The organism is Paraburkholderia sp. RL17-347-BIC-D (assembly GCF_046027915.1).
Lineage (GTDB): Bacteria > Pseudomonadota > Gammaproteobacteria > Burkholderiales > Burkholderiaceae > Paraburkholderia.
Window position 1 is genome coordinate 17222 of sequence record NZ_JARESS010000025.1, and the last position, 21679, is coordinate 38900.

At 63.0% G+C, this 21679-nt stretch carries 20 protein-coding genes; 11 read left to right on the forward strand and 9 right to left on the reverse strand.

Features of this window, described 5'->3' with window-relative positions; translation table 11 throughout:
- Positions 1-173 precede the first annotated feature (173 nt).
- Together P0D96_RS28455 and P0D96_RS28460 are read right to left on the reverse strand one after the other, a co-directional pair.
- Positions 174-449 (reverse strand): hypothetical protein, encoded by a 276-nt coding sequence (locus P0D96_RS28455; protein WP_408316753.1) that lies wholly within the window; start codon positions 447-449, stop codon positions 174-176.
- Between the two features lie 46 nt (positions 450-495).
- A complete protein-coding gene (locus tag P0D96_RS28460; protein ID WP_408316846.1) occupies positions 496-813 on the reverse strand; it encodes an ElaB/YgaM/YqjD family protein in 318 nt (105 codons plus the stop codon).
- A gap of 381 nt (positions 814-1194) precedes the next feature.
- Between P0D96_RS28460 and P0D96_RS28465 the strand changes: the two genes are divergently transcribed.
- From P0D96_RS28465 to P0D96_RS28475, 3 genes are all read left to right on the forward strand, one after another.
- A complete protein-coding gene (locus P0D96_RS28465) occupies positions 1195-2253 on the forward strand; it encodes a sigma-54 interaction domain-containing protein (protein WP_132375524.1) in 1059 nt (352 codons plus the stop codon).
- A 355-nt stretch (positions 2254-2608) separates the two neighbouring features.
- Positions 2609-3187: a hypothetical protein gene (locus P0D96_RS28470; RefSeq protein ID WP_408316755.1), complete on the forward strand. Its 579-nt coding sequence runs from the start codon at positions 2609-2611 to the stop codon at positions 3185-3187.
- Positions 3184-3753 (forward strand): hypothetical protein, encoded by a 570-nt coding sequence (locus P0D96_RS28475; RefSeq protein ID WP_408316757.1) that lies wholly within the window; start codon positions 3184-3186, stop codon positions 3751-3753. Before P0D96_RS28470 ends, P0D96_RS28475 begins: the two co-directional genes overlap by 4 nt.
- Before the next feature lie 92 nt (positions 3754-3845).
- Here the strand turns inward: P0D96_RS28475 and P0D96_RS28480 are convergent, their stop codons facing one another.
- Entirely contained in the window at positions 3846-5192 is a 1347-nt protein-coding gene (locus P0D96_RS28480) for an ABC transporter ATP-binding protein (protein WP_408180376.1), read from the reverse strand.
- Positions 5193-5211: 19 nt separating this feature from the next.
- The gene (locus P0D96_RS28485) at positions 5212-6963 is read right to left on the reverse strand and encodes an ABC transporter permease (RefSeq protein ID WP_408180375.1); all 1752 of its coding nucleotides are present in this window, start codon (positions 6961-6963) and stop codon (positions 5212-5214) included.
- A 712-nt stretch (positions 6964-7675) separates the two neighbouring features.
- Here P0D96_RS28485 and P0D96_RS28490 point away from each other — a divergent pair.
- The gene (locus P0D96_RS28490; protein WP_408316759.1) at positions 7676-9367 is read left to right on the forward strand and encodes a sensor domain-containing diguanylate cyclase; all 1692 of its coding nucleotides are present in this window, start codon (positions 7676-7678) and stop codon (positions 9365-9367) included.
- 146 nt (positions 9368-9513) lie between these two features.
- Positions 9514-9780, forward strand: a complete 267-nt coding sequence (locus P0D96_RS28495; RefSeq protein ID WP_038458190.1) for a double-stranded DNA-specific endonuclease — start codon at positions 9514-9516, stop codon at positions 9778-9780.
- A 91-nt stretch (positions 9781-9871) separates the two neighbouring features.
- Here P0D96_RS28495 and P0D96_RS28500 read toward each other — a convergent pair whose 3' ends face one another.
- Both P0D96_RS28500 and P0D96_RS28505 read right to left on the reverse strand, forming a co-directional pair.
- Entirely contained in the window at positions 9872-11188 is a 1317-nt protein-coding gene (locus P0D96_RS28500) for an ATP-binding protein (protein WP_408316761.1), read from the reverse strand.
- A complete protein-coding gene (locus P0D96_RS28505; RefSeq protein ID WP_012432166.1) occupies positions 11172-11897 on the reverse strand; it encodes a response regulator in 726 nt (241 codons plus the stop codon). Before P0D96_RS28505 ends, P0D96_RS28500 begins: the two co-directional genes overlap by 17 nt.
- 220 nt (positions 11898-12117) lie before the next feature.
- Between P0D96_RS28505 and P0D96_RS28510 the strand changes: the two genes are divergently transcribed.
- Complete coding sequence (locus tag P0D96_RS28510) at positions 12118-12645, forward strand: Spy/CpxP family protein refolding chaperone (RefSeq protein ID WP_007175816.1); 528 nt, start codon at positions 12118-12120, stop codon at positions 12643-12645.
- Positions 12646-12853: 208 nt separating this feature from the next.
- Here the strand turns inward: P0D96_RS28510 and P0D96_RS28515 are convergent, their stop codons facing one another.
- Positions 12854-13564 carry a pirin family protein gene (locus P0D96_RS28515; protein WP_408316763.1) on the reverse strand — a complete coding sequence of 237 codons (711 nt, stop codon included), beginning with the start codon at positions 13562-13564 and terminating at the stop codon, positions 12854-12856.
- Positions 13565-14171: 607 nt separating this feature from the next.
- Between P0D96_RS28515 and P0D96_RS28520 the strand changes: the two genes are divergently transcribed.
- From P0D96_RS28520 to P0D96_RS28540, 5 genes are all read left to right on the forward strand, one after another.
- Positions 14172-14948: an ABC transporter substrate-binding protein gene (locus tag P0D96_RS28520; protein ID WP_408316765.1), complete on the forward strand. Its 777-nt coding sequence runs from the start codon at positions 14172-14174 to the stop codon at positions 14946-14948.
- Positions 14949-15248: 300 nt separating this feature from the next.
- On the forward strand, positions 15249-15938 hold the full coding sequence (locus P0D96_RS28525; protein WP_012432163.1) for an ABC transporter permease: 690 nt from the start codon (positions 15249-15251) through the stop codon (positions 15936-15938).
- On the forward strand, positions 15935-16648 hold the full coding sequence (locus tag P0D96_RS28530; protein ID WP_408180370.1) for an ABC transporter permease: 714 nt from the start codon (positions 15935-15937) through the stop codon (positions 16646-16648). The genes P0D96_RS28525 and P0D96_RS28530 overlap by 4 nt, the downstream gene beginning before the upstream one ends.
- A gap of 46 nt (positions 16649-16694) precedes the next feature.
- Entirely contained in the window at positions 16695-17474 is a 780-nt protein-coding gene (locus P0D96_RS28535; protein ID WP_342960076.1) for an ABC transporter ATP-binding protein, read from the forward strand.
- Positions 17475-18076: 602 nt separating this feature from the next.
- A complete protein-coding gene (locus P0D96_RS28540) occupies positions 18077-19228 on the forward strand; it encodes a porin (RefSeq protein WP_408180369.1) in 1152 nt (383 codons plus the stop codon).
- A 258-nt stretch (positions 19229-19486) separates the two neighbouring features.
- On the opposite strand, the gene glnK is transcribed toward P0D96_RS28540, so the two are convergent.
- Both glnK and P0D96_RS28550 read right to left on the reverse strand, forming a co-directional pair.
- The gene (glnK, locus tag P0D96_RS28545; RefSeq protein ID WP_006048444.1) at positions 19487-19825 is read right to left on the reverse strand and encodes a P-II family nitrogen regulator; all 339 of its coding nucleotides are present in this window, start codon (positions 19823-19825) and stop codon (positions 19487-19489) included.
- A gap of 124 nt (positions 19826-19949) precedes the next feature.
- Positions 19950-21650 carry an NAD+ synthase gene (locus P0D96_RS28550; RefSeq protein ID WP_408316768.1) on the reverse strand — a complete coding sequence of 567 codons (1701 nt, stop codon included), beginning with the start codon at positions 21648-21650 and terminating at the stop codon, positions 19950-19952.
- Positions 21651-21679 lie beyond the last annotated feature (29 nt).

Here is a 21679-nt window from a genome sequence, read left to right on the forward strand (position 1 = left end):
CCAGCCGACGACTTGATTCAATCTTGCAACAATACAAGGGCAAACCCACCCGCCCAAAGCGTCATTGTTGTTTATTTGCCTATTATAAGGCTTTATCGAGACAAATTAGCAAGCTGTACGGGGCGCCGCCCCGTCAGCGCGGTGCGTCGGCGATGCCGTGCAGGCGAGCCCGCTCAACTGCGCGGGAACGGCCATGCGCCGCCATTGCCATTCGGATAAGCGGAGCCGTTGGCGCCATGCGCGCTCGGGCTCGCGTCGCCCGCCGTAGTCGCCTGATTGGCCATCGGCGCAGCCGGCGCCGCGACCGTGCCGCCCTCGTTTTCCCAACGGCTCAATTCGCGCGCCACAGGGACTTGTGCCGCGCGGTTGCGCTGCTGTACGTAGCGCACAGCCAGAAAACCGCCGAGTGCCATCAGTGCGCCGAAGATGCCGATTTTGGGTCGTGCCATCGTGAACTCCTTGTCATCATGAAGCGGATTGGTGCTCGAATGCGCCTCAGCGCGCAGTCAGCACGCCGAGCAGAAAGCCGACGCCCGCGGCAATCCCGATCGAGCGCCACGGGTTGTGCCGCACGTAGCGTTCGGTATTGACGGTGGCCGCGCGGTAACGCCGCTGCGCGTTCTGCTGCGCATCGCCGAGTGCCGATTGCAGGGTTTCGACATGCGTGCCAAGTTTATCGCGCAGTGCGCCGACGCCCTCCCCCGGCACGTTGGCGGCGAGCCGCAGCATTTCTTCCGAGTCCTTCAGCAGCACTCGCAGATCCTCGACAATCTTCTGGCCGCCGAGTGCAATCTGTTGCGTGGTGTCAGTCATCATTCACTCCTGGTCTGAGTTCGGCGTTCGCGTGTGCGTTCCGGCGAGTGCGCATATCGCTGCAAATTGGCGAATGGCGATCGCCACCGTCGCGCAACATGCCGATATGCAAGGCCATCGCGCCAAAAAAGCACACGCGTGTCGGGTGGAAGTCGCAAACGCCGTGCCCGGTAAGTTTGCCTCGCGCGGGCCAAGCAAACACCAAGCCAGTCAGTTTCGACCGGCCGTGCATAAATGTATTTTTTAGGCCCTCACATCGTTTGCCGAAAACGGTGTCAAAGTGGTTAAATCAATCTTTGAGAGATAGCGGCATCGCTGGTTTATCTCATTCCCAGGCCTGCGCGCCGTAACAACGAACTCATTTGCACAGGACCCCCGTTTATGGCGTCAATCGACCTGGCCTCGCCCACCGTCTCCGCTGGCGGCAATGCTTCGGCACTGGCGAAGCAGCGCGTCGCCGACGGCATCGTGGGACTGAAATCGTACGGGCTGCTGTATGGCTCGTCGCCGGTGATGCTGGATCTGTACCAGCAGATCGAACGCGTCGCCGGCACCGACGCGACCGCGCTGATCATCGGCGAATCCGGCACCGGCAAGGAACTGATTGCCCGCACGATTCACGATCAAAGCAGCCGCAAAGACGCACCGTTCGTCGCCGTGAATTGCGGCGCGATTCCCGACGAACTCATCGAAGCCGAACTGTTCGGCCATGAGAAGGGCAGTTTCACCGGCGCGGTCCAGGGCCGCATCGGCTACTTCGAACATGCGAACGGCGGCACCCTGTTCCTCGACGAAATCACCGAAATGGCGCCGGTGCGCCAGGTGAAGCTGCTGCGCGCGCTGGAAACCGGCACCTTCTACCGGGTCGGCGGCAATGACCTGATCAGCGGCAACGTGCGCGTGATCGCCGCGACCAATCGCGACCCCGCCATCGCAGTCAAGGAAAACGGACTGCGTGAAGACCTCATGTACCGGCTCGCGGTTTTCCCGCTGCGCGCGCCGCCGCTGCGCGAGCGCGAGAGCGATCGCGAACTGCTTGCGCAGCACTTCCTCGCGCTGCTGAATCAGCAGGAAGGTACGGGCAAAAGCTTCAGCAAACGGTCGATCGAAACACTGCGCACCTGGTCGTGGCCGGGCAACGTGCGCGAGTTGAAGAACGCGGTGTATCGCGCGTTCATTCTCGCGGAGAAGATCGTGGAGTTGCCGCATCCGCATCTCGCGTCGCGCGTGAAAAAACCCATGACGCAGGGCGACGCGATGAGCGTATGGATCGGCACGCCGCTCGCCGACGCGCAAAAGCAGATCATTCTCGGCACGCTCAAATATTGCGGCGGCGACAAACGACGCGCGGCCAAAGCTCTCGGCGTGAGTCTCAAGACCTTGTACAACCGCTTGAGCGCATACGGCGACGAAGGGGCGGAAGACGAGCCCGAGCAATAACGTCACGACGCGGCACTCAGGTGGCGACGCCGCGTGAGTGCTTGCGACGGCGCCTGAATGTCCGGGCACATGCGTGCTTCGGCGTCTGACCACCAGTTGCAAAAAGCCTGTGCTGCGCGACTTGAACGACCAACCAAATCCCTTCGCACCACCAATCAAAATCGGCCACTGCCCAACAGAAACCGATTTGTCTCGCACCATCTTTTGCAATTGCTTGCATTTTCCCTCTGCCAATTACAAATAGCATCCTGCAAAATGCGGCACACGCATTGCTAGGTGGGGAACGCGTGTTACTCGTTCGCACAGTTGATATCGAGCGCGAACGAAAGGCACTTGCAGGAGCAGAGACAGGGAAATGCAAAAAAGTATGGTGTGGGCTGAATGGGCAAAACGAACAGCCGGGCGTCGACGTCCCAATGCAACGGCACTCGTTGCTCTCGCTGTGGCGATCTCGTCGGCGTTGAGCGGCTGTAGCTCGCTCTATTCGGAAGGCGCCACTGCCGGCGCCGGTATCGCAGGCGCCGCGCTCGCGGCGAAGGTCACCAACAACGCGGCTGTCGCGACCGGTATCGGTCTCGGCGCGGTGGCCGCGGCGCGTGCCGGGGTGCAGTACTCGGAGCGCGTGGTCCACAAGAATACGCAGGACGGTATCGCCAAAATTGCCGGTCCGCTGGACGTCGGCGCAATCGCGCCGTGGAGCGTGACCCATTCGATGCCGATCGAAGACGACGAGCACGGCCGCGTCACCGTCAGCCGCACGATCAGCGCGGGCGCGCTCGACTGCAAGGAAATCGTCTTCTCCGTCGATCAGACGGCGACCAAGAACGTGCCGGCGAGCAGCGCGTTTTACGTGGCGTCGATCTGCCGTGACGGCGACAACTGGAAGTGGGCGTCGGCCGAACCCGCCACCGAACGTTGGGGCGCGTTGCAATGACGGCGCGTTCGTATACGGCTGGCCTCACGGTGCGCCGGCCTCGCCTCGCTGCCTGGTCCGGCAACCGGTTGCGGCTCGTGCTGGCCGGCGCGCTTTGCGTCGGCGCAAGTGTACTGACAAGCGGCTGCTCGTCGGTGGGCGCGGCGAGCGGCGCGGCGGCGGCCGTCGCGTCCGGGCTGGTCACTTCCAATCCGGCAGTCGGCATCGGCATCGGCATTGCCGTGCAGGCGGCTACCGACGAAGCCGTCGGCCGCTACATGCGCACCATGCACACCGATCAGCAGAACATGATCGCCGCGTTGGCGGGCGCCATGCCGGTCGGCGAGACTCGCCCCTGGTCGGTCAAGCACACGCTGCCGATCGAGAACGGCCACGGCCAGGTGCGCGTGACGCGCGCGTTCGGTTCGGCCCTCGCGCTCTGCAAGGAATTCGTGTTCTCGGTGCAGGACGGCGATGGCCCGAACGCGCATGAGGACTGGTACACGGCGAGTGCGTGTCAGCAGGACAAAGGCTGGAAGTGGGCGTCCGCGGAGCCGGCCGTCGCGCGCTGGGGCAGTCTGCAATAAAGGCGCGGAAATGAAAAAACGGCAGGGTCTCCCCTGCCGTTTTTGCTGGCTTCGCGCGTCTTGAACGACTTAAACGCGCAACTCGAAGGCGCTTAAGACTCCACGTCTTCCAAACTGAAGATTTCGGTCTGGTCGTTGTACGAGAAGATCTCGCCATAACGGCCCCAGTTGATGACCGCGTCGAGCGTTTCTTCCGCGGCGCTGTCCGACAGAAAATCCTCCAGCTCCTGCTCGAAGCGCACGCGCGGCGCGCGATGCCCCGGCCGTTCGTTGAGCACCTTCTTGATTCGCGCGGCGAGTGGCACGTGCCGCAACAGATGCTCGGCGAACATCATCTTGCGTTCCTGGGTGCCGAACTCGGAGAACACGCGCGCCGGCGGCGTCAGGAAAATGTCGCCTTCGCGTATGTCGGCGAAACCGAGGTGCTGCAGCACTTCGGCGACCGGGAACAGATCGTCCACCTCCAGATGCAGCGAACGGGCGATTTCCGGCATATCGGCGCGGCCGTGGTACGGCGCCGCGGCCAGCGTTTCGATCAGACCGGCCATCAGGTTGGTCGACACGTGCGGCAGCCAGCTATGCAGCTCGAGACCCTTCTTGGTCTTTTCGTCGGTCTGACGCGCGGTCATCTTCGCGTAGATATCGTCCACCAGCCGGCGGAAAGCCGGGTCCAGACGATTACGCGGATGCTTGAACGGCACCTTGATTTCGGCGATCACACGGCCCGGATTCGACGACAACACCAGAATGCGGTCGCACATGAACACCGCTTCCTCGATGTTGTGCGTGACGATCAGCACGGCCTTGATCGGCATGCGGCCTTGCGTCCACAGATCGAGCAGATCGGTACGCAGCGTTTCGGCGGTCAGCACGTCGAGCGCGGAGAACGGCTCGTCCATGAGCAGCAGCGTGGGATCGACCACCAGCGCGCGCGCAAAGCCGACGCGCTGGCGCATGCCGCCCGACAACTCGCGCGGATAGGCGTTTTCGAAACCGTCCAGACCGATCAGGTCGATCGCCGCCAGCGCGCGCGTGCGCCGCTCGCTCGCGCCGACGCCTTGCGCTTCGAGACCCGCTTCCACGTTTTGCAGCACGGTCAGCCACGGAAACAGCGCGAAGGTCTGAAACACCATCGCGACGCCCTTGGCGGGACCGTCGAGCGGCTTGCCCATGTAGGTGACTTCACCGTCGGTCGGCTCGATCAGACCGGCGATGATGCGCAACAGCGTCGACTTGCCCGAGCCCGAACGTCCAAGCAGTCCGACGATCTCGCCTTCGCGCAGCGACAGATTCGCGTCGTCGAGGACGAGCAGTTCGCCCTGCGACTTGTTGAACCCGCGGCACACGTCCTTGACGAGCAGGATCTCTTCGCCGAGGCGCGGCGGCTTCGGCGGGGTCTGGATCGGCGCGGCGGTCATAGCAGCTTTAGGATTTTGCATCGCGTTTTGCCTTTATTACTCAATCGAGCCGGAGCTTGGCTTCGGCGTAGGCGTACATCGGACGCCACAGCAGGCGGTTGAACAGGGTCACGAACAGGGACATCACGGCAATGCCCACGATGATCTTCGGATAGTCGCCCGCGGCGGTGGACTGCGCAATGTAAGCGCCCAAACCGTGCGCGGCCACTTTCGTGTCGCCCCATTGCACGAATTCCGCGACGATGCTCGCATTCCACGCGCCGCCCGACGCGGTGATCGCGCCCGTGACGTAGTACGGGAAAATGCCCGGCAAAATCGCCTGACGCCACCATTGCCAGCCGCGGATGTGGAAGTTCTTGGCCGCCTCGCGATAGTCGTTCGGATACGACGTCGCGCCGGCGATCACGTTGAACAGGATATACCACTGGGTGCCGAGCACGATCAGCGGCGACAGCCAGATGTCCGGGTTCAGATGGAAGCGCACGATCGCGATCACGAACACCGGGAACAGCAGATTGGCCGGGAACGCGGCGAGAAACTGCGCGAGCGGCTGGATCTTTTCGGCGAGCGCCGGGCGCAAGCCGATCAGCACACCCACCGGCACCCAGATCACAGAGGCGATCGCGATCAGCACGACCACCCGCAGCAGCGTGATCAGCCCGAGCACGAACACGTGCCAGACTTCATCCAGCGACACACCGGTGCGCACATAGATCACGACGCGATACACCACATAGACGGTCGTCAGCAGCACCAGCGTCGCCCACACGATATCGCCGACGCGCGAACTCTTCTGCTTCTGCGGAATCTGGAAGCGCGGCCCCTGGAACGCCGGCAGCCGTAACGGCACGCGCGCGGCCTTGGCGAACATCCAGCCGAGCGGCACCAGCAGCCGGTGGATCAGGCGGGTGCGGCGGATCAGATCGAGCAGCCACGATTCCGGCGCGTCGCCCGAACTGGTGGTTTCCATGCGGAACTTGTCGGCCCACGCGACAAGCGGACGGAACAGGAACTGGTCGTAGGCGAGAATCACGACCGTCATCGCGAGGATCACCCAGCCGATCGCGTGCAGGTTCTTGTCCGAGATCGCCTGCGCGAGATAGGCGCCGATCCCCGGCAGCGTGATCGTTCTGTTGCCGACCGTGATTGCCTCGGAGGCGACCACGAAGAACCAGCCGCCCGACATCGACATCATCATGTTCCAGATGAGGCCCGGCATCGAGAACGGCACTTCCAGCTTCCAGAAGCGCTGCCATGAAGTCAGGTGAAAACCGCGCGAGACTTCGTCCAGATCGCGCGGCACGGTTCGCAGCGACTGATAGAAGCTGAATGTCATGTTCCACGCCTGGCTCGTGAAGATCGCGAAGATCGCCGCGAGCTCAGCACCGAGTACGCGCCCCGGGAACAGTGCTAAAAAGAAGGTGACCGTAAACGAAATGTAGCCCAGCACCGGCACCGACTGCAGGATGTCGAGAATCGGCACCAGCACGAGCCCGGCGCGGCGGCTCTTGGCCGCCAGCGTGCCGTACACGAGTGTGAAGGTCAGCGAGGCGACCATGGCCGCGAGCATGCGCAGCGTGGTGCGCATTGCATATTCAGGCAGGTTCGCCGGGTCGAGCGAGATGACTTGAGTCTTGAGCGTCGACATGGGCGCCAAGGTCTCGTGAAAGCCGATCGCCGCCATGGCGATCACACAGATGATCAGCGGGAAGGCGACGAAGTCCCAGCGGTTGGGCAGCACCCGCCATGCCGAAGCATTGGCGGTGCGCTTCAGGTTGAAGCTGAAGTCCATCAGATGCCCTCCCCGTCGAACCATGCGCTCAAGAACAGCAAGGAGGCCGCGGCTTCGGCGCGGCGGTCTGAAGATCGGTCCGGAAAGCGGAAATCAGGCATGGCAAAACGCGTGTGCGCGGTAAATCGTTAGCGTTGGAGACACGTGAACCGGTGACGAATGTGTCCGTGGACGAACCCGCCCAGGACCGCAACCGTCAAGCCAGACTCCTGTCGCCGCAGGCGCCGCCCGTAAGGGCTGGCGAGCTTTCCTTGTTTTGGACGGCACGACACTACACCATCCTATGTTTCAGGCACAACCTTTCGCGGCAAATAGCAATAAATAGCGGAAAACCTCAGATTGCCGCCCTCGCGCCAGCGAGCACTGTTCGCGACTCAGACTATTTATCGTGGCGCGCCGACCACATCTTCGACCCTCGTGGCGGCTGCCGCGATAGCTCAGAAGCCCACCCGAAAAATCCGAACAACCATCAAGAATCCGGCCGGGCTGCCGTTAATAACCTGATGGACGCGGCAGTCGCACTTCGCATTCCCGCAATAACGGTGGCGTCTGGCCCCATGACGGTTAAAATCAGGAGACGACGCCTGTTATCGGTTTATCCCGGGCCACAGCGACGGCGTATTGCCGACCGCTTCCACAGGGGCGAAACAGCGCAAGCGCGCTGCCACGAAAGAGCCAGTTGCATGTCACAGCCAGACGGATCAGAGAGTCGATGAACAGGACAACCTTGCGCCAGGCAACCGGGCCGGTCAGCTTCATGCTGATCGTCCTGGTTTGCTGGTTCGTGGCCGGCATGGTTGCGGACCGGATGGTACAGCAAGAGCTGGACGCAGCCCTGCGTGCGCAGCGGCAAATGTCCGCGTCGATCGTGGACAACATGGCGGAAGTGATCGCCAGCGACCTTGCGATGTCTCGCGCCATCCCCGCAACCATGGCCGAAATGGACGTGGTCCAGCGCGCTCTGGTGCAATCCCAGAATTATGCCGTGAACGGCGAAGCGACGGAACCCGTCCTGCGCGCCGCGTTGCTGAAAGACAAGCAGATGAGCGCCGTGAGCAACTTCCTGCACGACGCGCAAGGCTTCTCCGGGCTCGACCAGATCTGGCTCGTCAACGCCAACGGCGTCTGCGTCGCCTCGAGCAACTCCATCAACAATCCGCTCGCGGCCGAGCGCTCCTTCGTCGGCACCGACATGCGCGTGCGCGGCTACCTGACGAACGCGCTGCTCGGCGCGTTCTCCGAAGCCTATGGCGTCGGCCGCGCGAGCGGCGAGCCCGGCATCTTCATCGCCGCGCCGGCATACGCGGACGGTCTGCTGGTCGGCGTGGTCGTCGCCAAGGTCGGGATCGCCCGGCTGCGCCACTGGGTCGCGCACGCCGGGACCTTCGTCGCCGACGACAACGGCGTCATCATCATGGCGCACAACAGCGAGCTCGAAGGCCGCGCGCTGCCGAACTCACGCGTCACGCAAATGACGGCCGCCGAGCGCAAGGTCATCTACCTGCGCGACGCGATTCCCGACATCCATATCAGCGTGGATTCGCAAGTGCGCGAACAGGCGCCGTGGGTGCCGTCAGCCGTGGCCGGGCAACTGTTCGGCATGTCCGACCGGCCTATGCCGTCGCTCTATCAGACGCGCGGCGGCCTGAACTCGGGGCTGTCAGCGCATCTGGTCGATCCGCTCGTGGCCTGGCCGGAACTGCTGCGCAATCACAAGCGCGATCATTTGCTGGTGTTTCTGACGCTGGCCGGTACAGTCGCGCTGGCGTGGGTGATCACGGTGTCGTATGTGCGCGAGCGGCGCCACCATCGCGCCACGCGCGATCTCGCTGAACAACTGCAATCCGCCAACACGCTGCTGTCGGCCGAGGCGCGCCACGACGCGCTGACCGGCGCGCTGTCGCGGCGCTACTTTCTCGACCTGCTGCGCCATGAGATCGAACGCGCGCATGCCGGCCACGAACCGCTGTGCATGGCGATCGCCGACCTCGACCACTTCAAGCAGATCAACGACCGCTTCGGCCACGCCGCCGGCGATCGCGCGCTCGAACATTTCGTCGACACCTGCCGCGCCGAGCTGCGCGGCGCCGACGCGATCGGCCGGCTCGGCGGCGAAGAGTTCGGCCTGCTGCTGCCGGCCACGGATCTGGCCGGCGGCCACGAAGTCGTCGAACGCTTGCGGCTGCGTCTGAAAGCGGTCCCTTCGCCGAAGCTGCCCGCTTCGGTGGGCTTGAGCGTGAGCATCGGCATCACCGAACTCTCGCCCGACGATCTGCCCGAGCGAATCATGAGCCGCGCCGACATGGCGCTCTACGCGGCGAAATCGGGCGGCCGCGACCGCACCGAAGCCTTGCCGCCCGACGACACCGCACCGCCCACCCGCACGGTGGCCAACGTGTGGTGATGCGCTCGGCAGACGCGAAACACCGGCGTCTCAATCAACACGCAAGCTGATGCAAGGCAAGACCCGCCCTCCGGCATCCCCTAACGAAGCAGGTATGATCGACCCTGATATCGAGGTTGCCGCTACCGCTTTAACGGGAGATTCGCATGAAGGGAAATTTGGTGATCGTGTGTCGCGATCAGGATGCTGACGCGTTCGACCATCTGCTGGCTGAATACGGCGCGTTCCAGACGCGCCTGTCGTCCACCGCGTGGTATCTGAAACTGGAGGTGGCGCCGGAACTGATTCAGGAAGAGATCCTGGCGCGTCTCGGCAAATACACCACGCACTATATTTTCGAAGCCGAAACGGTGACGTGGAATACGGTGGATAGCGACGCGGCGAATGCGCTGAATACGTTGTTCTCGGACTAGCGCGCCGGTTTCCGGCCGCACCTCTGAACCTTGCGTTCGGATCCCGAGGGCACGGCGCGGGCCGGGAGGCCGACACCGCGCACTGCACGACTTACCAGGCGCTTTCCGACGCTGCCGCGACCTGCGGCAACACTTCAAACGGAAAGCTCATCAGGACTCGCAAACCACGGCCACCGTGGTTGCCGATCTCCCACTCCCCGCCCGCACGCCTTACCAGCCGCTCGACAATGGCGAGCCCGAGACCGCTATGGCCGTTACCGCCGCGCGCCGGATCGAGCCGCACGAAAGGCCGGCTGGCGTTGATCAGATCCTGGGCCGCGATACCGCTGCCGCTGTCGCTCACCGACAAGGTGAAGCCCTGCGAGCTACGCGCCGTGGCGACGACGATCGGCGGCGCACCGTAGGCATGCGCGTTGTCGAGCAGGTTCGACAGAATCCGGTCGAGCGTGGCGGCGGGCAACAGGAACGCCGGCCCCGCATTGAGTTCCGTCTGCACCGTGGCCACACCGGAGGCTACCGCGCGATAGCTGCGCACCACCCGCTCGCACTGCGCGTCCACTTCCACCGCTTCGCTGCGATCGGCGCCGTCGTGCGCGAACACCAGAAACTGTTCGACGATATGCGTCATGGAATCGACATCGCGCACCACGCCGTCGCGCATCTTCACTTCGTCCATCATTTCGGCGCGCAGCCGCAAACGCGCGAGCGGCGTTTTCAGATCGTGCGCGACGCCCGCCAGCATCACGGCGCGGTCGTTTTCCGTGCGCGCCACTTCCTGGACCATCTGATTAAAGCCGTGCGTGAGTTGACGCAATTCGCGCGGCCCGCGCTCCGGCACCGGCGGCACCGGCAAGCCGCGGCCGAAGCGCGCCACCGCCTGGGCGAGCGAGCGCAACGGCTGCTGCAGCGCCCACGCGGCGAACAGCGCCGCCATCACTGCGAACGAGAAAATGATGGCAAGCCACAGCACCGTGCGGTCGAGCGAGCGCGGCGTGCGCAACGGCTGCACCGGTACGACGATCCAGCTTCGGTCGGAGGTGGCGCGCACCCATAGCGTGGGCGGACGACCCGGCAGGCCGACGCGCACCTGCGTGCCCGACGGCATGCGGTCGCGCACGTCTTCGACGAAGCGTTCGAGCGGCGGAGGCATGTCCACGGCCTCCGGCGGCACTTCAGGGCTCGCCGGGTCGACCAGTTTGACGCGCGACGGCAATGGCTGATCCGGCGTTCGGGCGACGTGTTGACGCACCGCGTCGACGAGGAAGGTCGCTTCCTCGACCGCGTAGCGCGTTTGCAGTTGACTGCGCTCTAGGCGCATGAGCGCGTACCACGCGAAATGCGACAGCAGCAGCACCGCGACGACTAGCAGCGCTAGCCGCCCGAACAGCGAATCAATGGGCCGGCGCATGCTGTTCGCCGTCGGGCACGAACACGTAGCCGCGGCCGCGCACAGTCTGAATGAAGCGCGGTGTGGACGGATCGGTTTCGAGAATGCGGCGCAGACGCCAGACCTGCACGTCGATGCCGCGGTCGGTGCCGTCGTATTCCGGACCGTGCAGCAGTTCGAGCAAGCGCTCGCGCGTAAGCGTGCGCATGGGGTGATTGACGAAAATCTTCAGCAACGCGAATTCGCTGCCCGACAACGTGAGCGGCTTGTCTTCCAGATGCAGCGTGCGCGACTGGAAGTCCAGCGTGAAGCGGCCGAAATTGAACGGCTCGCGCTGCTCCGGCGCCGCCGCCGACGGCAGCGTGCGGCGGCGGCGCAGCACCGCCTGTACGCGCGCGAGCAACTCGCGCGGATTGAACGGCTTGCCGAGGTAGTCGTCCGCGCCGAGTTCCAGCCCGACGATGCGGTCGACGTCGTCCGCCCGCGCCGTGAGCATGATCACGGGGATGTCGTCGCCCGACGCGCGCAGCTTGCGCAGCGCCGTGAGCCCGTCGACACCCGGCATCATCAGGTCGAGCACGATCAGATCCGGGCGCTCGCGTTCGAGCCTGCGCTCGAGCGAGCCCGCGTCGTGCAGCACCGAAACCTCGATGCCCTGGCGGGCCAGATAGTCGCGGAGCAGATCGCGCAATTCGACGTCGTCGTCGACAACAAGTATTTGAGTAGCCATGGGATGAAGTTTAACGCGCAGCAGGATGGGTTTTCGATTTCAAACCGGCCCCAAGGGTTACCGGGTGTTACGGTGAAAGGTGTGCGTAATCCCCCGTAACAGCCGCATCCTGCCACGTAACACAGCGAACTGCGCAGTTCTCTACGCTGTGTCTTACCGAATGCAGGCCGTCCACTTTAACCGGTTGCATCGTCGGCTATTCCATTACAGGGAGTCTCACATGTCTACCAAAAAGATGTCGCGCGTTCTCGCCGTTGCCGCCACTGCTCTCGCCATCGGCGCGGGCGCCGCCTATGCCGCACAACCCGCCGAACACGGCGGCCCCGGCGGCTGGCACGGCCACTTTATGAAGCAATTGACCCAGCTCCACGATCAGTTGAAGCTGAACGCGGATCAGGAAAAGCAGTGGCAAGCCGCGCTCGACACCATGAAGCAGAACCACGAGGCCATGCGCGCCAATCATGAACAGATCAAGAACCAGTTCAAGGCTGCGCAGCAACAGCCGATCTTGGATCTGAACGCCATGGCGGCCGCGCACCAGCAAGTCGAGCAGAAAGACGCGCAACTGCGTCAGCAAACCTCGGATGCCTGGCTCAAGTTCTACAACGGCCTGAACGACCAGCAGAAGACCACCGTCAGCACGGCGCTCAAGCAGCGCTTTGCGAAGATGGAATCGCGTCACGAAAAGATGCACGAGCGCTGGGAGCATCGCAAGGGCGCGGCATCGGCGCCGGCGGCCAATCAGTAAGCGGCCCGGTATCGATGCACAGGCGGCCCGCGCGGCCGTCTGCGCTGCTGGATGCAAAAACGCCACGGAGGTTGGCCTTCCGTGGCGTTTTTTTGACTACGTGATGCGGCGCGGTGTGTGCGTGCGGACCGTCGCGATGCATGCGTGAGGCTTGCTCGTTGCGCCTTCAACTATTCCTTCAGTGAAAACGCAACCGAACGGGCACGGCTTAGCCGTTGAGCTGCCCCAGCTCGAAGAGCAGCACTTCAGCGTTCTCGCCCTTCTCCAGCGTCACCGTATCCGTGTCGCTGAGCTTGGCGGCGTCGCCCGCATGGAGCGTCTCGCCGTTCACCGTCAGCGCGCCGCGCGCCACGTGCACATAGGCGAGCCGTCCTTTGGGCAGCGCGAACGTGGCGGATTCCGCGCCATCGATCAACGCCGCGTAAATCGACGCATCCGCATGGATCGTCACCGAACCGTCGCGGCCGTCGGGCGACGCGACCACGCGCAGGCGGCCGCGCTTGTCGGCGGCGTCGAAGCGCTTTTCCTCGTAGCTGGGCTGATCGCCCGCGCGTTGCGGTATTACCCAGATCTGCAGCAGATGCGCCGATTCGTCCTGGGACGCGTTGAACTCGCTGTGCTGCACGCCCGTGCCGGCGCTCATGCGCTGCACGTCGCCGGGACGGATCGTCGAGCCATTGCCCATGCTGTCGCGGTGAGCCAGCGCGCCTTCGAGCACATACGTGACGATTTCCATGTCGCGATGGCCATGCGTGCCGAAGCCCTCACCGCCGGCGATACGGTCTTCGTTGATGACCCGCAGCGGGCCGAAATGCACGTGCTGGGGATCGCGATAGTCGGCAAACGAGAAGCTGTGATACGAGTCGAGCCAGCCGTGGTTGGCGTGACCGCGTTCTTCGGAGCGGCGAATCTCGAACATGGAAGTACTCCTGGTGAGTAAATAGCGATGCCGAGAATGTATGGGCATGGCCTGCACTAAACAATCGGCGCGGGTGCACCGGATCGTTCCATAAATCCGTGCAATCGGGCGTTGGCGCGGTCCGGCGCTGGTCCGGGCGATGTTCCGGCCGCGCGTGCAAGACCGCGGCTGCGATTCCGGCCTCGGCATAGGTACGACAAACGCCCCGCACATGAGTCGCGCATCCGCCGCAAGCGCGACCGGCCTCGCACGGCCTGGAAAGAACGCACCAGCGTCGCGCCCGCACAACGTCCGCGCGCGCCAGTTTGCCGCCGCCGGCGTCCCGGACTGGCGCCTCGTCCCTGTTCGGGTAAAATACCGCGCTTTTCGAGATTGCGTGCGCGCCGAAGGCGCACCGGCGAGCCAGGCATGGCGGGCCGCGGTGGGTCGGCTGCAGCTTTCAGACCCGCGCCGGGCTGCCTCGATGCATCGGATGCACGCGCCGCGCTCCGAAGCAGAAACCCGAGCGGCGCGACAATTTTGACCGCCTAGAATAGCGACGGCCGGCCACGAGCCGGCGGTCGTCGAGATCGAAGCACCACGACGATCAGTTTGACCCAGGAGAAACATGAAGAAGTTCGCACTCTGCGTGGCGCTTACGGTCATGGCCACCGGCGCGCTGGCGAAAGAGTGGAAAACCGTGCGAATCGGGGTGGACGCCAGCTATCCGCCGTTCGAATCCAAGGCGCCCAACGGCCAGGTGGTCGGCTTCGACGCCGATCTGACCCGCGCACTGTGCGCGAAGATGAACGTGAAATGCGTGTGGGTCGAGCAGGATCTCGACGGCATCATTCCGGCGTTGAAGGGCAAGAAGTACGACGCGATCGTGTCGTCGCTGACCATCACGGACAAGCGCCGCGAGCAGATCGACTTCTCCGACAAGCTGTTCGACGCCCCCGCCCGCATGATTGCCAAGGCAGGCTCGCCGCTGCTGCCCACACCTGATTCGCTGAAGGGCAAACGCGTCGGCGTCGAACAGGGTTCGACTCAGGAAGCCTACGCCAAAGTCTGGTGGGAGCCCAAAGGCGTGACCGTGGTGCCTTATCAGAATCAGGATCAGGTGTACGCCGACCTCGCTTCGGGGCGTCTGGACGCCGCCTTGCAGGACGAAGTGCAGGCCGACGCCGGTTTCCTGAAGACGCCGCGCGGCAAAGGCTTCGGCTGGGCGGGCCCGGAAGTGAAGGACCCGAAGACGATCGGCGAAGGCACGGCCATCGGCCTGCGCAAGGACGACGCCGAGTTGAAGGCGATGTTCAACCAGGCGCTGGCGCAGGTTCACCAGGACGGCACGTTCAGGAAGCTCGAGAAGCAGTACTTCGACTTCGACATCTATCCCGGGCATTGAGCCGGGCATCGAGTCTGGACGCTAAACCCGGGCACAGAATGCAGCACCCACGAAACTCGGGGCTCGCCCGCATGGGCTTTCACGAGGCTTCGTAATACAGTCGGCAGTAGATTCACAAGCAGTTTCACAACGAGAGTCGAAAAGCGCGCTGCAAGACCGGCAACGGCCATGCAGTCATGATTTGCACAGCGGTGCGCTGTGCGCCGCTGGTCACAGCGAGCCTCAGGCTCGCGGCAAACGCGGCGCAGAGTTGGCCGCGTCTTTCGCGGTGTGTCGCAAACACATCGTCAAGGACCCCATATGTTCCTTCAAGGCTACGGCCCGCTGCTCCTCAACGGCACCTGGCAGACCGTCAAACTGGCGGTGTTGTCGCTGGCGTTCGCTTTCGTGCTGGGCCTGCTCGGCGCGGCGGCGAAACTGTCGAAAAACCGTTTCTCCTACGGCGTCGGCACGGTCTACACCACGCTCGTGCGCGGCGTGCCCGACCTGGTTCTGATGCTTCTGCTCTTCTATAGCATCCAGATCTGGCTGAACAACCTGACCGATCTGCTCGGCTGGGACCAGATCGACATCGATCCCTTCGTGGCCGGCGTCGCGGTGCTCGGCTTCATTTACGGCGCGTACTTCACCGAGACCTTCCGCGGCGCGTTTCTCGCGGTGCCGCGCGGCCAGCTCGAAGCCGGCGCGGCTTACGGCATGACGGGCTGGCAGGTGTTCACCCGCGTGATGTTCCCGCAGATGATGCGCTTCGCGCTGCCCGGCATCGGCAACAACTGGCAGGTGATGGTGAAGGCCACCGCGCTGGTGTCGATCATCGGTCTCGCCGACGTGGTCAAGGCTTCGCAGGACGCGGGCAAAGGCACGCTGCGGTTCTTCTTCTTCACCCTGTTCGCAGGGGCGATCTATCTCGTCATCACCACAGTGTCCAACTTCGTGCTGATGTACCTCGAAAAGCGTTACTCGACCGGCGTGCGAAAGGCGGATCTATGATCGAGATCATTCAGGAATACTGGCGCAACTATCTCTACACCGACGGCTATCGCATCACCGGCGTCGCGATCACGCTGTGGCTGCTGGTGGTGTCGATCGGGCTCGGCTTCTGCCTGTCGATTCCGTTCGCGGTGGCGCGCGTGTCGAAGAGGAAGTGGCTCTCCCGCCTCGTGTGGCTGTATACGTACATCTTCCGCGGCACGCCGCTGTACGTGCAACTGCTGCTCTGCTACACCGGCTTGTACAGCCTCGAAGTCATTCGCAATCACGAGCTCACCAATGCGTTCTTCCGCGACGGCATGCATTGCACGCTGCTCGCTTTCACGCTGAACACCTGCGCGTACACCACCGAGATTTTCGCCGGCGCGATCAAGGCGACGCCGTACGGCGAGATCGAAGCGGCACGCGCGTATGGCATGTCGTCGTTCACGCTGTACCGACGCGTGATTCTGCCGTCGGCATTGCGCCGCGCGCTGCCCTACTACAGCAATGAAGTGATCCTGATGCTGCATGCGACCACCGTCGCGTTTACCGCGACCGTGCCGGACATTCTCAAGATCGCGCGCGATGTGAACTCCGCGACGTATCAGTCGTTCAATGCATTCGGCATCGCAGCCCTGCTCTATCTGTGCATTTCTTTCGCGCTCGTGTGGCTGTTCCGCCGCGCCGAGCGCCGCTGGCTCGCTTACCTGCGGCCGCAAGGCAAGTAACCCGGGGCACCGCGCCCTCCGCAAGTAAGCATGCCCAAGGATCCTGATGACCACCAAGAAGCAAAAGCTCTTCGTCGACGAGCTTCACAAACAGTACGGCGACAACGAAGTTCTCAAGGGCGTGTCGCTCAAGGCCAACGCCGGCGACGTGATCAGCGTGATCGGCTCGTCCGGTTCGGGCAAGAGCACGATGCTCCGCTGTATCAACTTTCTCGAGCAGCCGAACGCCGGGCGCATCTTCGTCGACGGTGAGGAAGTGCGCACGCAGATTGGCAAGAACGGCGCGTTGCGCGTGTCGGACCCGAAGCAGTTGCAGCGCGTGCGGACCAGGCTGTCGATGGTGTTCCAGCACTTCAACCTGTGGTCGCACATGAACGTGCTCGAGAACATCATCGAGGCGCCCGTCAACGTACTGGGTCTGAAGCGCAAGGAAGCCGAAGATCGCGCGCGTGAGTATCTGGAAAAGGTAGGGCTCGCGCCGCGCCTGGAGAAGCAGTATCCGTCACATCTTTCGGGCGGGCAGCAGCAGCGTGTCGCGATCGCGCGTGCGCTGGCCATGCATCCGGATGTGATGCTGTTCGACGAACCGACTTCCGCGCTCGACCCCGAACTGGTCGGCGAAGTGCTCAAGGTCATGCAGACGCTCGCCGAAGAAGGCCGCACGATGATCGTCGTCACGCATGAAATGGCGTTTGCGCGCAACGTGTCGAATCACGTGATGTTTCTGCATCAAGGCCGGGTGGAAGAAGAAGGCCATCCCGACGAAGTATTCAGGAACACGAAGAGCGACCGGCTCAAGCAGTTCCTGTCCGGAAGCCTCAAATAATAAACTCAACAAAACCCCGGATTCAGCCCGCTATTTGGGTTGTAGTCAAAGTAGCATTACAAGGCGCTTACTAGCGCCTTTTTTGTTTCGCTCACCTGTGCATTCCGGCGATTTCCGCCGCGAAAACCGCGCCCCGCAAGCCTCGAACTCCCGCCTTTTCGCCCTACTCTGCCGCATTTAAAGCGTCAATAGTGGCAATCCTTAACGTTGCCCGCGCCGATCCGTGATTCCCTTGTCGCATAAGGGTTTTCGCGTTTTTCGAAGGCCTTGTAACGGGTCGTCGCGCACATTCGTATTGCAATTTGGAGACATCGATCAAGGCAGGTACTAATTTCTTCTCCCAGTTCAGGGTATTTTTGATAAATTAGTAACCAAAGTAGCAAAACAAAGTTCATTAAAAGTAGTTTCACTTCAAAGCACAGAGGAGAACCGGTCGGCGAGGGATCGGCATGGCGACCAGATAGCCCCAAGGCTACACGTCACGGCAGGAGACCCAATCCACCCGCTAATCTCCCTGGTACCGATTTCTGTTCGGCGCAAATCGCGGCCGAGCACCATTCGCAGTACTGGGTTTCACTTTTTGACAGGGTATGGAGGAGAAGATGAAGAAAGCTTTGCTCGCCGCTGCGCTGATGACAGCCGGTGTTGTTGCGCACGCCCAAAGCAGCGTGACGCTGTACGGCCGCCTTGACGCCGGTATCGAATACATGACGGGCGTTCCGCAAGGCTCGAACGCGGCTGGCCAGGCAACTGGCAGCACGAACCGCTGGCGCGCAGAAAGCGGCGACTGGGGTACCAGTCTGTGGGGCTTGAAGGGCGTTGAGGACATCGGTGGCGGCAACAAGGTCCTGTTCCAGTTGGAAGGCTCCTTCAACACCATGACGGGTGCAGGCCCTGGCGGCGGCGGTCTCTTCAATCGTTGGGCAACTGTCGGCTTGTCGAACGACCAGTACGGTACGTTCACGATGGGCCGCATGCTGTACATCTCGAACGGCGTGTGGGACTTCGACCCGTTCGGTCAATCGAACTGGTCGTCGGCATCGCTGGTGCGTGGCCGCAACTGGCCGCAATCGAGCAACAACTTCGCATACCAGTCGCCGAAGATCGCCGGCTTTGACTTCTACGGTCAATACGCGCTGTCGAACGCAACGAGCTGGAACGGCAACGGCACGACCCCGCAAGGTCGCGAAGCTGGCGCGCAAGTTACCTACACGAGCTCGCTGTTCCAGATTCGCGGTATTTACGACGAAATCCGCAATCCGGCTAACGGCGTGCTGTACGGCCCGAACCCGAGCGCGGTCAATACGGCCAATATCGGCAACGGCGTATTCGCGGCATCGCGTGAATACTCGGCTCTCGTGAACGTCTTCCTCGGCCAGTTCAAGATTCAGGCTGCTTACCAGGCTGTCCGTTCGGCAGGTGCGCAGAACGTTCTGCCGGGCCAGCCGACGACTCTGGATCACGAATGGGGCGGTGTGACGTGGCAAGCAACGCCGGCTGCAGCGCTGATTGCGGCGGTCTACCACGTGAACGGCAACAATGGCGCAGGCAACGCGACGATCTACACGATCGGCGGCTCGTACAACCTGTCCAAGCGCACGCTGCTGGACATCCAGATCGCAACGACGCAAAACAGCAAGACGGCTAACTACGGCCTGAATGCTAACAACGCCGGTACGGCAACCAGCACGGACAACCCGCTGCCGGGTCACAGCCAGTCGGGCGTGTACGCAGGTATTCAACACTCGTTCTAATCGAACGGTGTTCCCCGAAGGGACTTCCTTCGGGGTGTAATCAAGAGTTCTTCAAGAGAATCTTTTTCACGCTGCTGCGAGAGGCGCGTATCGGTGCGATGTCCGAAAGGGTATCGCACCGTTTTTTATTTGAGCGCACGGTTTTTCCACCACCCGAGCGCACCGGCGCGGTGCATTCATGGCTGAGGTTGTGCGGCTGACTGCAGTTGGCAAATCCCGACGCTCGACACCTGCTTTGAGGCGACGAACTCTGGTGCTTCAAACCGCTGCTTCGTTTTCTTCACCCGTACGAATGCGGATCACGCGCTCGACGTCCGCGACGAAAATCTTGCCGTCGCCGATCTTGCCGGTGCGCGCCGCGCCGATGATCGCGTCGATCACCTGGTCGCACTGATTGTCCGCCACCACCACTTCGATCTTCACTTTCGGCAGAAAGTCGACCACATACTCTGCACCACGATAGAGCTCGGTATGGCCTTTCTGACGGCCGAAGCCTTTGACCTCGGTCACGGTCAGCCCAGTGAGGCCGACTTCAGCGAGCGCCTCGCGCACTTCGTCAAGTTTGAACGGTTTGATGACTGCAGTGATGCGCTTCATGGCGAACCTCGTCTCGTGTCTGGAAGAGTGAAAGGGAAATGGATGTTTTTATTCTACGCCGCGCCGGATGCGTTGCGGCAATCCGGCACTCGCTTCGGGTTAGTCCGCAGTCATTCGCCGCGGCTCACTCCACCGGTTCGGTGTAGCGCGACGTGATCGGATAACGCCAGTCGCGCCCGAACGCGCGATGCGTGACGCGAATGCCGATCGGCGCCTGACGCCGCTTGTATTCGTTGATCTTGATGAGGCGCGTGACGCGTTTGACGTCTTCGACCGCATAGCCCGCCGCGATGATTTCGGCGAGCGAGCGGTCCTCTTCCATGTACATGCGCATGATCGCATCGAGGACTTCGTACTCCGGCAAGCTGTCCTGATCGGTCTGGTTCTCGCGCAGTTCCGCCGACGGCGCGCGCGTCAGAATCCGCTCGGGAATGACGTCCCGCTTGTCGAAAGTGGTGGCCTGGTTGCGGTAGTGGCACAGCCGGTAGACGAGCGTCTTCGCAATGTCCTTGATGACCGCGAAGCCGCCGGCCATGTCGCCATACAACGTGCAGTAGCCCACCGCCATTTCGCTCTTGTTGCCGGTGGTCAGCACGATCGAGCCGAACTTGTTCGAGAGCGCCATCAGCAGGGTGCCGCGAATGCGCGCCTGAATGTTTTCTTCGGTGGCGTCTTCGGCGCGGCCCGCGAACTCCTGCGCGAGCGAGCCGCGGAACGCGTCGAACATCGGCGCGATCGCGATTTCGTCGTAGCGCACGCCGACGCGGCGCGCCATCTCGGCGGCGTCCGTGGTGGAAATGTCCGCGGTGTAGCGCGACGGCATCATCACCGCGCGCACCCGGTCCGCGCCGAGAGCATCGCACGCGACGGCCAGCACCAGCGCCGAATCCACGCCGCCGGACAGGCCGATCAGCGCGCCCGGGAAACCGTTCTTGTTGATGTAGTCGCGCACGCCCATCACGAGCGCGGCATAGACCTGCGCCTCGATCGACAGCTCCGGCGCGATCGGCGCGGGCAGCGGCTTGCCGTCTTCGAATTCGACGATTGCGGTCGCTTCCTCGAACTGCGCCATCTTCGCGACCAGTTCGCCTTGCGCGTCGAGGACGAACGAGCCGCCGTCGAACACCAGTTCGTCCTGCGCGCCGACCATGTTCACATAGACCATCGGCAATTCGGTCTCGCGAATCCGCGCGCGCAGAATGTCGAAGCGCACCGCTTCCTTGTTCAGGTGATACGGCGAGCCGTTCGGAATCAGCACCACTTGCGCGCCCGCCGCCTTCGCCATTTGCGCAGCCGACGCATGCCATGCGTCCTCGCAGATCACCACGCCGTACTTCACGCCGTCCAGCTCGAACACGAACGGCTGCGGGTCGGACGCGAAGTAGCGCTTCTCGTCGAACACCTCGGTGTTGGGCAAATCCTGCTTGCGATAGGTGCCGCGCACTTCTCCGTCGACGATCAGCGAGGCCGCGTTGAAGGTATCGACCGGCGGCACGCCGCGCTCGATCGGCGCGTTTGCATTACCATGGCCGTGCGCCGCGCTGTGCGCAACATCACGTAGGGGATGGCCGACGATCACATGCAGGCCGGCGAACGGCTTCAGTTGGAGAGCGAGGTCGGCCAGCGCCGCCGCGCTCGCGGCATAGAACGCGGGACGCAGCAGCAGATCTTCGGCCGGATAGCCGGACAGCGCGAGTTCAGGCGCGATCAGCAGCTTCGCACCATCGTTGTGCGCGGTGCGCGCGGCAGCGACGATCTTCGCGACGTTGCCGGCGAAGTCGCCGACGGTGACATTGATTTGAGCAAGAGCGATTCGGGTCTTCATGGCAGGATCGACAGGCAAGCCGACGTGGC

Excerpts from the sequence above, each read along its gene's own strand:
- P0D96_RS28455 (WP_408316753.1), bottom strand. The coding sequence starts at position 449 with ATGGCACGACCCAAAATCGGCATCTTCGGCGCACTGATGGCACTCGGC.
- P0D96_RS28460 (WP_408316846.1), bottom strand. The coding sequence starts at position 813 with ATGACTGACACCACGCAACAGATTGCACTCGGCGGCCAGAAGATTGTC.
- P0D96_RS28465 (WP_132375524.1), top strand. The coding sequence starts at position 1,195 with ATGGCGTCAATCGACCTGGCCTCGCCCACCGTCTCCGCTGGCGGCAAT.
- P0D96_RS28470 (WP_408316755.1), top strand. The coding sequence starts at position 2,609 with ATGCAAAAAAGTATGGTGTGGGCTGAATGGGCAAAACGAACAGCCGGG.
- P0D96_RS28475 (WP_408316757.1), top strand. The coding sequence starts at position 3,184 with ATGACGGCGCGTTCGTATACGGCTGGCCTCACGGTGCGCCGGCCTCGC.
- P0D96_RS28480 (WP_408180376.1), bottom strand. The coding sequence starts at position 5,192 with ATGCAAAATCCTAAAGCTGCTATGACCGCCGCGCCGATCCAGACCCCG.
- P0D96_RS28485 (WP_408180375.1), bottom strand. The coding sequence starts at position 6,963 with ATGGACTTCAGCTTCAACCTGAAGCGCACCGCCAATGCTTCGGCATGG.
- P0D96_RS28490 (WP_408316759.1), top strand. The coding sequence starts at position 7,676 with ATGAACAGGACAACCTTGCGCCAGGCAACCGGGCCGGTCAGCTTCATG.
- P0D96_RS28495 (WP_038458190.1), top strand. The coding sequence starts at position 9,514 with ATGAAGGGAAATTTGGTGATCGTGTGTCGCGATCAGGATGCTGACGCG.
- P0D96_RS28500 (WP_408316761.1), bottom strand. The coding sequence starts at position 11,188 with ATGCGCCGGCCCATTGATTCGCTGTTCGGGCGGCTAGCGCTGCTAGTC.
- P0D96_RS28505 (WP_012432166.1), bottom strand. The coding sequence starts at position 11,897 with ATGGCTACTCAAATACTTGTTGTCGACGACGACGTCGAATTGCGCGAT.
- P0D96_RS28510 (WP_007175816.1), top strand. The coding sequence starts at position 12,118 with ATGTCTACCAAAAAGATGTCGCGCGTTCTCGCCGTTGCCGCCACTGCT.
- P0D96_RS28515 (WP_408316763.1), bottom strand. The coding sequence starts at position 13,564 with ATGTTCGAGATTCGCCGCTCCGAAGAACGCGGTCACGCCAACCACGGC.
- P0D96_RS28520 (WP_408316765.1), top strand. The coding sequence starts at position 14,172 with ATGAAGAAGTTCGCACTCTGCGTGGCGCTTACGGTCATGGCCACCGGC.
- P0D96_RS28525 (WP_012432163.1), top strand. The coding sequence starts at position 15,249 with ATGTTCCTTCAAGGCTACGGCCCGCTGCTCCTCAACGGCACCTGGCAG.
- P0D96_RS28530 (WP_408180370.1), top strand. The coding sequence starts at position 15,935 with ATGATCGAGATCATTCAGGAATACTGGCGCAACTATCTCTACACCGAC.
- P0D96_RS28535 (WP_342960076.1), top strand. The coding sequence starts at position 16,695 with ATGACCACCAAGAAGCAAAAGCTCTTCGTCGACGAGCTTCACAAACAG.
- P0D96_RS28540 (WP_408180369.1), top strand. The coding sequence starts at position 18,077 with ATGAAGAAAGCTTTGCTCGCCGCTGCGCTGATGACAGCCGGTGTTGTT.
- glnK (WP_006048444.1), bottom strand. The coding sequence starts at position 19,825 with ATGAAGCGCATCACTGCAGTCATCAAACCGTTCAAACTTGACGAAGTG.
- P0D96_RS28550 (WP_408316768.1), bottom strand. The coding sequence starts at position 21,650 with ATGAAGACCCGAATCGCTCTTGCTCAAATCAATGTCACCGTCGGCGAC.